Source organism: Afipia sp. GAS231 (assembly GCF_900103365.1).
Classification (GTDB): Bacteria; Pseudomonadota; Alphaproteobacteria; order Rhizobiales; family Xanthobacteraceae; genus Bradyrhizobium.
The window spans coordinates 145,501-158,127 of record NZ_LT629703.1 but is presented as its reverse complement, the minus strand read 5'-3'; the positions used below and the strand labels follow the sequence as shown (position 1 = coordinate 158,127).

The 12,627-nt window shown below is 62.3% G+C and carries 12 protein-coding genes; 6 read left to right on the top strand and 6 right to left on the bottom strand.

What is annotated here, in order from left to right:
• Window positions 1-6: 6 nt before the first annotated feature.
• From BLS26_RS00690 to BLS26_RS00680, 3 genes are all read left to right on the top strand, one after another.
• Window positions 7-783 carry an AAA family ATPase gene (locus BLS26_RS00690; protein WP_092507540.1) on the top strand — a complete coding sequence of 259 codons (777 nt, stop codon included), beginning with the start codon at window positions 7-9 and terminating at the stop codon, window positions 781-783.
• 212 nt (window positions 784-995) lie between these two features.
• On the top strand, window positions 996-1,535 hold the full coding sequence (locus BLS26_RS00685) for an SRPBCC family protein (RefSeq protein WP_092507538.1): 540 nt from the start codon (window positions 996-998) through the stop codon (window positions 1,533-1,535).
• Window positions 1,536-1,537: 2 nt separating this feature from the next.
• On the top strand, window positions 1,538-2,533 hold the full coding sequence (locus BLS26_RS00680) for a cytochrome D1 domain-containing protein (protein WP_157676242.1): 996 nt from the start codon (window positions 1,538-1,540) through the stop codon (window positions 2,531-2,533).
• Here BLS26_RS00680 and BLS26_RS00675 read toward each other — a convergent pair.
• Window positions 2,530-3,108 (bottom strand): hypothetical protein, encoded by a 579-nt coding sequence (locus tag BLS26_RS00675; RefSeq protein ID WP_157676241.1) that lies wholly within the window; start codon window positions 3,106-3,108, stop codon window positions 2,530-2,532. The genes BLS26_RS00680 and BLS26_RS00675 overlap by 4 nt on opposite strands.
• Window positions 3,109-3,284: 176 nt before the next feature.
• On the opposite strand from BLS26_RS00675, the gene BLS26_RS00670 reads away from it, so the two are divergent.
• Window positions 3,285-3,506, top strand: a complete 222-nt coding sequence (locus BLS26_RS00670) for a hypothetical protein (RefSeq protein ID WP_092507532.1) — start codon at window positions 3,285-3,287, stop codon at window positions 3,504-3,506.
• Window positions 3,507-3,617: 111 nt separating this feature from the next.
• Here the strand turns inward: BLS26_RS00670 and BLS26_RS00665 are convergent, their stop codons facing one another.
• From BLS26_RS00665 to BLS26_RS00645, 5 genes are all read right to left on the bottom strand, one after another.
• Window positions 3,618-4,586 carry a hypothetical protein gene (locus BLS26_RS00665; RefSeq protein WP_092507530.1) on the bottom strand — a complete coding sequence of 323 codons (969 nt, stop codon included), beginning with the start codon at window positions 4,584-4,586 and terminating at the stop codon, window positions 3,618-3,620.
• 108 nt (window positions 4,587-4,694) lie between these two features.
• Window positions 4,695-7,679 carry an excinuclease ABC subunit UvrA gene (gene uvrA / locus BLS26_RS00660; RefSeq protein ID WP_092507528.1) on the bottom strand — a complete coding sequence of 995 codons (2,985 nt, stop codon included), beginning with the start codon at window positions 7,677-7,679 and terminating at the stop codon, window positions 4,695-4,697.
• 311 nt (window positions 7,680-7,990) lie between these two features.
• Window positions 7,991-8,788 (bottom strand): outer membrane protein, encoded by a 798-nt coding sequence (locus BLS26_RS00655; RefSeq protein WP_092507526.1) that lies wholly within the window; start codon window positions 8,786-8,788, stop codon window positions 7,991-7,993.
• A gap of 211 nt (window positions 8,789-8,999) precedes the next feature.
• Window positions 9,000-9,803, bottom strand: a complete 804-nt coding sequence (locus BLS26_RS00650) for an outer membrane protein (protein ID WP_092507524.1) — start codon at window positions 9,801-9,803, stop codon at window positions 9,000-9,002.
• 200 nt (window positions 9,804-10,003) lie between these two features.
• Window positions 10,004-10,768: an outer membrane protein gene (locus BLS26_RS00645; RefSeq protein WP_092507522.1), complete on the bottom strand. Its 765-nt coding sequence runs from the start codon at window positions 10,766-10,768 to the stop codon at window positions 10,004-10,006.
• A 550-nt stretch (window positions 10,769-11,318) separates the two neighbouring features.
• On the opposite strand from BLS26_RS00645, the gene BLS26_RS00640 reads away from it, so the two are divergent.
• Both BLS26_RS00640 and BLS26_RS00635 read left to right on the top strand, forming a co-directional pair.
• Window positions 11,319-11,819, top strand: a complete 501-nt coding sequence (locus tag BLS26_RS00640) for a single-stranded DNA-binding protein (protein WP_092507520.1) — start codon at window positions 11,319-11,321, stop codon at window positions 11,817-11,819.
• A 277-nt stretch (window positions 11,820-12,096) separates the two neighbouring features.
• Window positions 12,097-12,495: a DUF2306 domain-containing protein gene (locus tag BLS26_RS00635; RefSeq protein WP_092507518.1), complete on the top strand. Its 399-nt coding sequence runs from the start codon at window positions 12,097-12,099 to the stop codon at window positions 12,493-12,495.
• The last annotated feature ends 132 nt before the right edge of the window (window positions 12,496-12,627 follow it).

Below are 12,627 nucleotides of genomic sequence, written 5' to 3'. Positions count from 1 at the left end.
GTGGGCATGGCCTCGAGACGCAGTCGCCCGATCAACCTGCCGGCGCCGTATCTGCGGCGGATCTGGCTCAATCCGGCGGAGGTCTCTGACCCTGCAGCGTATCCGTTTTGCCTGCCGTTCCTGCAGGGTGAATTCGAACTGGAGTTGGACCGCGCCGTTACCATCATCGTTGGCGAAAACGGGACCGGCAAATCCACCCTATTGGAAGGGATTGCCGTGCTTGCCGGATACGACGAAGCTGGCGGTGGCAAAGGCTATGTGACGGTCGATCATTCATGGGCGTTGGAGAAAATGGGCGGCCAACTGTCGAAGGCGTTGCGTGCCAGCTGGCTGCCCAAAATCACCAATGGCTGGTTCTTCCGCGCCGAAAGCTTCTTCTCGGTCGCGCGACATCTGGACGAGATGGCCCAGAAATATCCGCTGGGAGGAGGCCCGCCGCCCGATTTCCTGTCGCACTCTCATGGCGAGGGCTTTTTGCGCTTCTTTGAAGAGCGCTGTCAGCGGCAGGGCATCTTCATTTTCGACGAGCCGGAGTCGGCGCTATCGCCATCGCGGCAGATCGAGTTTCTGAAATTGCTCCGGCGCATGGACGAGTCCCGCATTTGTCAGGTGATCATGGCCACGCATTCGCCCATGCTGATGGCGTATCCGCAGGCGCGGCTGCTGCGGCTGTCGAAATATGGGCTAGAGCAAGTCACGGTGCGGGAGACCGACCACTACAAGGTCATGCGCGAGTTCTGCGAGGATCCCGACGGGTTTGTGCAGGCGGCGATCGAGGAGTGAAGCCGTAGGCGGCTTGAGCGCCCGCTGTAGCTCGGAGAGCGAAGGCGGAAGCCAGCCCCGGGATTCCGGGCACGACCATGCGCTAGATGGCATCAGCCACTTCGCTCTGGGGCAAGAAATTCTCTCTGGGGCAAGAAATACATCTTCCCTTCGTCCAAGGGTGGTTACGGCGCGCGCTATGCGCGCGGACCCATAACAAACGAGGAGACGAGATGAGGGGGATCGCAAAGGTCTGTAGCGTGGTGGCGGCACTGGCCATGTTGGGAGCTGCGTGGGCGCATGGGCCGACCCGCCAGAAGGTACGGGAATCGATCGAGATCAACGCGCCGCCGGCCACGGTGTGGGCCATGATCGGAAATTTCCAGGACATGGGCTGGCTGCAGTCGGTCAGCAAGACCGAAGGCGAGAAGGGCAACGAGATCGGGGCGACGCGGCGGTTGACGCTGACGCCAGGCGCGACCGTTGATGAGGAACTCTACAAGTACGACGCCGAGAAGATGACCTATTCCTACCGGATCACCGCCGTCGACGTGAAGGTGCTGCCGGTCACCAACTACTCCTCCACGCTGACGGTGTCATCACGCGCCGACGGCAAGGGCGCCGTCCTGGAGTGGGCGGGCGCGTTCTATCGCGGCTTTCCACTCAACGATCCGCCGCCGGAGCTGAACGACGAGGCGGCCGTGAGTGCGGTGAGCGGGCTTTATCGCGTGGGCCTCACGGCACTCAAGAAGAAAATCGAGAGCGGAAGCTGAGCGTGCGGGCCATGGTTCTGGCGGCTGCGGTCGCCAGCATCGGCGTGGCCTGGTTCGTGGAGGCCTGTGCCGGGCAAGCACGAGCCGAGGAAGCTTTCGTCACCAATCAGCTCAGCGACAACCTGACGGTCGTCGACCTCGCGACCGCGCAAGCCATCGCAACCATCGCGATTGGCGGCAGGCCCGCGGGTGTCGCCGTTACGCCGGATGGTCGCTTCGCCTATGTGACGAGCCCCGACGCCAGGGCGCTCACGGTGATCGATGCGGCCACGCGCCAGGTCACCGGCAGGATCGACGTCGGCGGCGGTCCGCTCGGTGTCGCGGTGGCGCCGGATGGTACCGCGGTCTATGTCGCCGACTGGTATGCCGCGGCGGTGCGGGTGATCGATCCGCAGGCGCAGCGCGTGATCGCCAGCATCGCGGTCGGCGCATCGCCGTCGGGCCTCGCGGTGACCCCGGACGGCCGGTTCCTGCTGTCGGCGGACCGCGACGACGACAGCGTCTCCGTCATCGATACCGCGAGCCGCGTACGGCGGGCCGTCATCAAGGTCGGCAATCGTCCGTTCGGCGTCACCATCGATGCGGAGGGCAGGCGAGCCTACACCGCCAATGTCGGATCGAACGACGTGTCGGTGATCGATCTCGCCGACCTCAGCGAGATCGGGCGGGTGAAATCCGGATTGCGCCCCTATGCGGTGGCGCTGGCCCAGGGCCGCGGCTTCATCACCGATCAGTATGGCGGCACCGTCACGGTGTTCGATCTCGCCACGCTGGCGCCGATCAAGCGCATCGCCGTGGGCGACTATCCGGAAGGGATCGCGGCGACGTCTGATGCCAGGCGCATCATCGTGGCGAATTGGGAGAGCAACACGCTCAGCATCATCGACGCCGTCGAGCTCAAGGTCGTGGCCGACATCAAGGTCGGTGACGGCCCGCGCGCGTTTGGAGCTTTTCTGCGGCGCCAGGGACCCGAAGGGAGCGCGGTCGAAGCCCGCTAAATCGGCGCCGCCGCGGGCCGAACCGATGCCGCATCGCGCGCACGCTCCTTTGCCCACGTCGAAAACGCGATGCGCGAGGCATCGTCCTTGAAGACATGATACGGCAGGAAAAAGCCCTGGGTCGGGTCATACCAGAAGGCGACGATGATGCCGATATCCTCGACGGCCGATATCGCGTCCCAGGTCATCCGGCTCACCAGCGTGCCCTTGCCGACGGTGACGCCGGAATCGTCAAAACTGCAATCGAACAGCTCGCGTGCGCTTCGCGTATGTTTGAACAGGTCTCGCTGCATGCGGCGGGTCGCGAAGAGGAGGCCTGCCACCGCCGCCAGATATCCGACGGCAAACGACAGTTCCGTCATCAGCACCGCGGAGAGCGGCAGCTTGTCGAAATACTGGGCGGTGATCGTCGGGACAAGGATGACGGTGAAGGCGAGGAGAGGGATCCCTCTCAGCGCAAGCTTGCTGAGGTAGGGCTTGGTATTCTTGATGAGGAGTTGCCGGAAAATCGTGCCATCTGCTTCGGTTACCCTGAAGGTGAAGTGAAACTTGGCTGGCTCCGCGATCTCGCTCAAATGGGCGCTCCCGTCATCGTGGGCCGAAGGCCAATGCGTCATGCGCCGCTCAGGGTGACGCATCCGAACGATCGTGCATTTATCGATCGAAATCAATCTGAGATTGCGTGGTGAATAGCGCTATGCCATCAAATGCTCTCGCTTGCGGACAGGTGGTGTAACCGGAGACGTTTTAGATGGACAAATGGATCGACCTGGCGATCTCGTGGCTGCCGTTCCTGGTGCTGATCGGCCTGTGGTTCTGGTTTTCGCGTTCGGCCGGAATGCGCGCGCGTGGATCGTCCGGCGCGACCTTGATCGAGCTGTATGAACAGCAGGTTGCGGAATCCCGTCGCATGAATGTCAACCTGGAGCGGATCGCCGCCGCGCTGGAGAAGCGCGAGGGGACGCCGAAGTAGGGTGGATTAGGCGAAGCCGTAACCCACCAACAGAAGGGCGAGTTTCGCTGCGCTGAACCCATCCAACGCAGGCTAGTAGCATTTGACTCAGAACGGAATTCGCGTCTCCGCCTACGGGTCATTGGCATGCGGTTGCCACGCCGAGACGATGGTTCGGTATACGTCTTCGTAGTCGACGGACAGGCCATCGATCCGGCAACGGTCGCTGGATATACCCAGCGCACGAACGACCGGCGGCTGGAGTTTCACAACGGCGTATTCCTTTCCCTTGCGACCATCGCTCAGGTCCACACCGGTCATTTCTCGCCAATCGTGCCGCCAGCCACACACAAGCGAACGTTCCGAAATAGCAATGCTCGGCTTGGGGTCGATGAATTTAAAGACGATGATCGCAAGGGCTCCCAACTGAAACATAGCAAACAGGAGCAACGCGAAGGTCGTTCTGTTCTGTCCGGCCCTGGCCGCCAACTTGTCGAAATGAACGATTGCAGCGAAAAGGAACGGCAAGCCTACCGCAGCGTAGATCATGTTTCCGGCAACAGTCGGGTAGAAACGCATTTCTTTGGGATGATCGGCTGCGAGAGCATCCAGGCGCAGGTCGTACAGATATAGTACCAGCCAGAAGACGACGATGGTTGAGACCGCCATTCCCAAGGTCTTGATCAATCGTTGTCGAGAAACAACTTCTGCCGGTGCGGTCGCAAGGCCCGCGAGAGACGCTCTTACAACTTTAAACCGAAGAGCTGCGATGATTCCGACGATCATTATTATGGCGGCGTAAAAGAAAGTGACGGCCAGTACAGGATGTCGATCAAAAAGCAGCCCGAGCAGATACAGCAATCCGGCAGCCAACGCGCCGGACACCGGTAGAGCAAGTTTGGAGGATTGATCGTAATGTTCGTCTGCGGCTCTAATCCGGACCTCGGCAGCGGCATCGGTCGCGCGATAGCCCTGGAAAGCAGGACCGAACGGGTAGTAGACCATGCTTCCGATGAGATCGACGCCCCATCGGCCTTTTGTGGCCGATGGCGTGGCTTCCTGATCTTGTCCGGTCTCGGCTTGTATCGCTTGTGCACTCATCAACAGGACTTAGCAGCTATAGGTTGCGGAATTTATGCACTTCTCGCGTTTTTTTGATGCAGTGATTTCACCGATCGTTAATCCAGACCCGCCTGCACATTCGTGCAGCTACTCCGCCGCCTCGCTGGTCCCACTCCGCTTCTTCCTCGGCGCATCCGCCCGCGCCAGCACCGGCGCCAAGAACTTCCCGGTATAGCTCCGCGGCGCCTTGACGATGTCCTCCGGCGGGCCCCAGGCGACGATTTCGCCGCCGCCGTCGCCGCCTTCGGGGCCGAGGTCGATCACCCAGTCGGCGGTCTTGATGACTTCGAGGTTGTGCTCGATCACCACCACCGTGTTGCCCTGCGACACCAGCTCGTGCAGCACTTCCAATAGTTTCGCGACGTCGTGGAAATGCAGGCCGGTGGTCGGCTCGTCGAGGATGTAGAGCGTGCGGCCCGTGGCGCGCTTGGACAGCTCCTTCGCTAGCTTGACGCGCTGGGCTTCGCCGCCGGACAAGGTCGTGGCCTGCTGGCCGACATGGATGTAGTCGAGGCCGACGCGGTGCAGCGTCTTGAAGGTTTCGCGGACGCGCGGCACCGCCTTGAAGAATTCGGCGGCTTCCTCGACGGTCATGTCGAGCACGTCGGCGATGCTCTTGCCCTTGAACAGGACTTCCAGCGTTTCGCGATTGTAGCGCTTGCCCTTGCAGGCGTCGCAGGTGACGTAGACGTCGGGCAAAAAGTGCATCTCGATCTTGATGACGCCGTCGCCCTGGCAGGCCTCGCAGCGGCCGCCCTTGACGTTGAACGAGAACCGCCCGGGCTCGTAGCCGCGCGCCTTGGCTTCGGGCAGGCCGGCGAACCATTCGCGGATCGGCGTGAACGCGCCGGTATAGGTCGCGGGATTCGAGCGCGGGGTGCGGCCGATCGGCGACTGGTCGATGTCGATGATCTTGTCGATATGCTCCAGGCCCTCGATGCGGTCGTGGGGTGCTGCGCCCTCGCTGGCGTTGTTGAGCTTTCGCGCGATCGCCTTGTAGAGCGTGTCGATCAACAGCGTCGACTTGCCGCCGCCGGAGACGCCGGTGACGGCCGTGAACAGCCCCAGCGGAATTTCCGCCGAGACGTTTTTCAGATTGTTGCCGCGGGCGTTGATCACCTTGATGGTGCGGCGATGGTTCGGCGGCTTGCGTTCGGGGATCGGCACCGACAATTCGCCGGTGAGATACTTGCCGGTCAGCGATTTCGGATTGGCCATGATCTCGGCGGGCGTGCCTTGCGCGACGATATGGCCGCCATGCATGCCGGCGCCGGGGCCGATATCGAGCACGAAATCGGCGAGGCGAATGGCGTCCTCGTCATGCTCGACCACGATCACGGTATTGCCGAGATCACGCAGCCGCTTGAGCGTCTCCAGCAGCCGCGCATTGTCGCGCTGATGCAGGCCGATCGAGGGCTCGTCCAGCACGTAGAGCACGCCGGTCAGACCGGAGCCGATCTGCGAGGCGAGGCGAATGCGCTGGCTTTCGCCGCCCGACAACGTGCCGGAGGCGCGCGCCAGGGTCAGGTAGTTGAGGCCGACGTCGAGCAGGAACGACAGCCGCTCGCGGATCTCCTTCAGCACCCGCACTGCGATCTCGTTCTGCTGTGCGGTCAGCGCCGCCGGCACGCTCTCGAACCATTCGCCGGCGCGCTTGACCGAAAGTTCGGAGATTTCGCCGATGTGCTTGCCGCCGATCTTGACGCACAAAGCCTCGGGCTTGAGGCGATAGCCGTTGCAGCCGGCGCAGGGAACGTCGGAGAAATACTTTGCCAGCTCCTCGCGCGCCCACTCGCTCTCGGTCTCGCGAAAACGGCGCTCGAGGTTCGTGACGACGCCCTCGAACGGCTTTTTGGTGTCGTAGGAACGCACCCCGTCCTCATAGGAGAACTTGATCTCGTCGTCGCCGGAGCCGTGCAGCAGGGCGGCCTGCGTCTTCTTCGGAAGATCCTTCCACTTGGTGTCGAGCGTGAACTTGTAGAATTTGCCCAGCGCCGTCAGGGTCTGGATGTAATAGGGCGAGGACGATTTTGCCCACGGCGCGATCGCGCCCTTGCGCAGCGTCATCTCCTTGTCGGGAATGACGAGGTCCTCGTCGATATGCTGCTCGACGCCGAGGCCGCCGCACGCCGGGCAGGCGCCATAGGGGTTGTTGAAAGAAAAGAGTCTCGGCTCGATCTCTGGAATCGTGAAGCCGGACACCGGGCAGGCGAACTTTTCCGAAAACAGAATCCGTTCCGGCCCACTCTTGTCGTGGATCTTGGCGGTCTTCTTGTCGGACTTTTTCTCCTCCGCCGCACCCGCCGGCGCGTCGGCGTATTCGATCACCGCGAGGCCTTCGGCCAGCTTCAGTGCGGTCTCAAAGCTTTCCGCGAGGCGCTGGCCGATGTCCGGCCGCACCACGATGCGGTCGACCACGACGTCGATGTCGTGCGGGAATTTCTTGTCCAGCGCCGGCGCTTCCGCGAGCTCGTAGAAGGTGCCGTCGATCTTGACGCGCTGAAAACCCTTCTTGAGGTATTCGGCGAGCTCCTTCTTGTATTCGCCCTTGCGGCCGCGCGCGACCGGCGCCAGCAGATAGAGCCGCGTGCCCTCGGGCAGCGCCAGCACGCGGTCGACCATCTGCGAGACCAACTGGCTTTCGATCGGCCGGCCCGTCGCGGGCGAGTAGGGCACGCCGACGCGGGCCCACAGCAGTCGCATGTAGTCGTAGATCTCAGTGACGGTGCCGACGGTGGAGCGCGGATTCTTCGACGTCGTCTTCTGCTCGATCGAAATCGCCGGCGACAGCCCGTCGATCTGGTCGACGTCGGGCTTCTGCATCATCTCCAGGAACTGGCGGGCATAGGCCGACAGCGACTCGACATAGCGGCGCTGGCCTTCGGCGTAGATGGTGTCGAACGCCAGCGAGGATTTGCCGGAGCCGGACAGGCCGGTGAACACCGCGAGCTTGTCGCGGGGAATCTCGACGTCGATGTTCTTGAGATTGTGCTCGCGCGCGCCGCGGATCGTGATCGCGCGCGAGGCGGAGCCGGCGTTCTGTTGGCGCTTCGCCCTCAAGATTTCATCCATAGCGGCATTTCCACGCGCGTGAGACGCACGACGTTGGGCGTACCGCCGGGGTGGTCCGGGGCGCCGATGAGCGAAAGCTGGAACGTAGGAAGAACGGGACAGGATTTCCAGTGCCGCCGCAGACTCATCAACGGATTGTTTTGACCCATAGCGCTTTCAAGCGAGGTGGGAACCGGTTCGCGTGAAGAAAACGCGTCAAAAAAAGAAGCTCTTCTCGTTTGGCAGCAGCGGTCAGCAGGCGGCGGTTCCCCCAACAAACAAAAAGGCCGGCGCAAGGCCGGCCTTAGGTTTCTCGCAGGGAGAAGCGAAGCTCAGTATTTCGCGATCACCGGGCCGCCCCAGCGGTAGTTCAAGCGGACGGTCGCCATGTCGACGTCCTGGTGAATATTGTCGGCGCGCGAAACCGCGATGGCGGTGGCCGCGAAGGCAATGTTGTGATTGCCCATGAACAGGTGGTTGTATTCGGCGGCCACCGACCAGTTCGGCGCAAAGCCGACTTCGATGCCGGCGCCGATGGTGCCGCCCCAACGGGTGTCGCTGGCGGAATTGAACTCGGTACCTGCGTTGCCGAAGGCGTTGTTTACCGTGAAGACGTTGCTGTATCGGTTGTGGGTGACGGCGGCGCCGCCCTTCGCATACAGCAGGACGCTGCTCCAGGCGTAACCGACCTGGCCGGTGAAAAGGCCGATGCCATCGATCTTGGTCCGGTTGTTGAACGGAATGAGTGCGGTTGCGCTCGCGCTCGATCCCTTCAGGTCGGCCCAGTCGCCCTGGGCTTCGACGCCGAACACCCAGTTGGCCGATTGCCAGCGGTAGCCGATCTGACCACCGGCCAAACCGCCGGTTGCGTCATGGCAGCCTTCGCGCGGGACCGGCACAAGGGCGATGCCGTTATTGGCGGTCAGATCCCAGCAGTTGTGGCTCGATCCGCCGCCGCCGTTGAGGCCGATATAGAAGCCGCTCCAGTCATAGATCGCGGCCACCATCGGCGTCGGCGCCTTGGTATAGGGGCGGGCGGCGAGATCCGCCGCGGAAACCGGTGACGTCAGCAGCATCGCGCCAAGACCCGAAGCAACAAGACCGGCAGCGGCAACCAGAAACTTCTTCATCGAACACTTCCCCAGTAGCATCTTCTGTTTCGGAATCCCCGATGCATTCAGAGGTAGCAAACTTGGCGGCCGATGGCTGTGACGCCCAAGCCACAGCCTGACAGAATGTCGCACCCCGGGCGTCGGCGTACCCAAAAGCGAAAGGCCGGCGCGAGGCCGGCCTTTCGGTATTCCAATGGCTGAAACGAAGCTCCGTACCCCTGCGCAAAGCTCAGTACTTGGCGATCACAGGGCCGCCGAACTTGTAGCTGAGGCGGGCGGTGACCATGTCGACGTCCTGACGGATGGTCTCGTTGCGCGAAAGCACTCCGGTGGTCGCGGAGACGAAGGTCAGGTTGCGGCTGCCCATGAACCCATGCACGTAGTCGACGCCCACAACGACATTCGGCGTAATACCGAAATCGAGGCCGGCTCCAACCGCGCCGCCCCAGCGGGTTTCGCTGGCATTATCGAACACGGTGCCGAGGCCGGTGAAGGTGCCTTGGTACTTGTCGTTGACCACCATGCCGCCGCCCTTCACGTAGAACAGCACGTTGTTCCAGGCGTAGCCGACCTGACCGGTGAACACGCCGATCGCGTCGATCTTGGTGTTGTTGGTGGCGCCGGTCACAGAGGTGAGCCCGGGCAGGAAGATCAAGCTGGTATTGGATGCCTTCAGATCAGCCCAGTCGCCCTGTGCTTCCAACCCGAACACCCAGGCGCCGGACTGCCAGCGGTAGCCGGCCTGACCACCGATCACGCCGCCGCTCGCATTGTGACAACCTTCACGTCCGCCGGGGCTCACAAAAACGGCAATCGCACCGAAGGTGAACGGACCCGTATCCCAGCACTTGTGGGACCATGCGCCGCCACCGTTGATACCGATGTAGAATCCGCTCCAGTCATAGACCGCGGCAATGATTGGTGGAGGCGCCTTGGTGTAGGGACGGGCGGCCAGATCGGCGGCCGAGGCGGGGCTGAGTGCTGCGAGGCTGAGTGCTGCGAGGCCGACTGCGGCCGAAACGAGATTCTTCATGAAAAGTCTCCCCGGTTTGCGCGATTCAACTTCCGCAACAAATCTACGCCGTCGCAACCGGAAACGCTGTAGCCGCGCAAACACACCGCGGAAGATAACAAAACGCAGGCTGCGGGCCGGAGCAGGGGAACTTCTGACCTCAACAACAAAAAAGGCCGGCGCGAGGCCGGCCTTTCCTGTCCTGTTTGACGCCGTTTCTATCAGTACTTCGCGATGACCGGGCCGCCCCAGCGGTAGTTGACGCGGACGGTGACGAGGTCGGCATTCTGCTTGATACTGTCGGTGCGGGTGTTGAAGCCCGCGACCGGGAAGACGCTGGTGAAGGTGTTGTTGTTCGTTCCCATGAACAGATGGTCGTATTCGACCGCTGCCGACCAGTTCGGCGCGAAGCCGAATTCAACGCCGGCGCCAATCGTGCCGCCCCAGCGGGTTTGGGTGGTGCGATCGATGACGACGTTGGTTGCGGTCAACACGCCTTGATAGCGGTTGTCGGTGACCGCGGCGCCGCCCTTCACGTAGAGCAGGGCGTTGTTCCAGGCGTAGCCGATCTGACCGGTGAACAGGCCGAAGGCATCGATCTTGGTGCGGTCCGTCGACAGGCCGAGCGTGGCGAGGCTGGCATTGCTGCCGCGGAAGTCAGCCCAGTTGCCTTGCGCTTCCAGACCGAACACCCAGTTGCCGGTCTGCCAGCGATAGCCGATCTGACCGCCCGCGGTGCCGCCGGTGGCGTCGTGGCAACCTTCCGCAACCGGAGCAATGGCGACGCCGGCAATGGCGGTGTTGGTGTAACAATTGCGGCTCGAACCCCAGCCGCCGTTGGCGCCGATGTAGAAGCCGCTCCAGTCATAGATCGCCGCGATCATCGGCGCGGGAGCCTTGGTGTAGGGACGCGCAGCGAGATCGGCAGCAGCGGCAGGCGCCGCGAAGGCAACGAGGGCAACCGTGCCCAGCAGAAACTTCTTCATGGTCGTACTCTCCAGCTGTTGACCGCTTCTCGTTGGTCCCGAAGCGTTTTGGTGATGACGCGAGCGCCGCATCGTTGGAACAACCTATACGTTGGATCGAGCGAAAAAGCCGTCGCCGAAATGCAACACTCGCGGACCAAGTGTGGCGCCGCAAGTTAATGATTTGTTTAAGTATTGTGACGTGCTCCCGGGAGATTCCGGTTCCATTTCGAGGCCCGTCGAGGCTCCGCCCGCTCGAAGCGCAGGCGACGATCATTTGCCGCGCGCCCCCCGACAAGTTGCATGCAAGTTGCGTAGAACAAAACTGGAACATGGGTTTCGGACGTGCTATATGTGGATAACCGGGGGATTGCCGAGGGATCGCTAAGTCGGCAGCGCCGGCGAGCGTATAGGGTCGCTCCGGATTGTCTCGTCGTTGGCCTTTGGGCCGGCACGACGGACAGAGCGACAGGTTGAAGCTGCAGGCGGCCGGCGATGACGGCAAGCCCGGCGATTTTGCCAGTGATGTCTTCGGTGAGGTCTTGGCAGTAATTTTGAGTGGAGAGCGGCGATGGCGGGAAGCGTGAACAAGGTGATTCTGGTCGGAAATCTCGGCAAGGATCCGGAAATCCGGCGGACACAGGACGGGCGGCCGATCGCCAATCTGAGCATCGCGACCTCGGAGACCTGGCGCGACAAGGGCACCGGCGAGCGCAAGGAAAAGACCGAGTGGCACCGCGTGGTGATCTTCTCGGAGCCGCTCTGCAAGATCGTCGAGCAGTATCTGAAGAAGGGCGCCAAGGTGTACATCGAGGGCGCGTTGCAGACCCGCAAATGGACCGACCAGTCCGGCGTCGAGAAGTACTCGACCGAAGTTGTGCTGCAGGGGTTCAACTCTGTCCTGACGATGCTCGACGGCCGCAGCGGCGGCGGTGGCGGCAGCTTCGGCTCCGATGATTCCGGCGGCGATTTCGGCTCTGGCGGACCGGTCAGCTCGGCACCGCGGCGTGCGGTTGCGGCTGGCGCCGGCGGCCGCAGCAACAGCGACATGGACGACGATATCCCGTTCTAGAACCAGCGTGCTGGGGATAACCTGACTTGCGAGAAATTCCCTCGTAGTTACAGGTATTTACGTCCTGTTTACGACTAACCTAATGCCGTAACAAACGGCAATATTGCATTGCAAAGTGGCACATAAGCCCGCCTCTGGCAGGGGCGGGCGATGTTTTGACCTATCGTTATGTTAATGATATTTACATTAGGAGTTTCGCCTAAGCCATTTCGCGCCTCGGCCCCCTGATCGAACGCGCAGACCCTCGGAGCCCGTCATGAGACATGAGTCTTGAGACATGAGCCTTGCGCCATTGCTCGATGCCGCGCCTGCGATACCGCTTCACTCCTTCGCGGCGATGGCTGCGCTGGCGCTGGGGATCGTCCAGTTCGCGGCCCCCAAGGGAACGCTGCCGCACCGGACCATCGGCTGGATCTGGGTCGCCCTGATGGCCACGGTGGCCGCCAGTTCGCTCTGGATCCACCAGCTCAGGCTGCTCGGCCCGTGGAGCCCGATCCATCTGCTGTCGATCATGGTGCTGGTCATGCTGCCGATCGCCGTCATCCGCGCGCACCGCCACGATGTGCGGCGGCACAGTCGAATCATGATCGGTATCTTCAGCGGCGGCCTGGTGATCGCCGGGCTGTTCACCCTGCTGCCCGGACGCATCATGCATGCGGTGATTTTCGGGCAGTGAAAGAAGGCGGAAACGCACCCCTCGGACGCGGTGTTCCAGGTCCAAAATCGGTCCGCCGGGAGCGGCCCGCAGGAGCCGCCGGGAAATCGGGTAAGTCTATGAAAAAACGGAGGGAAAAACAGCCCGGCCAGG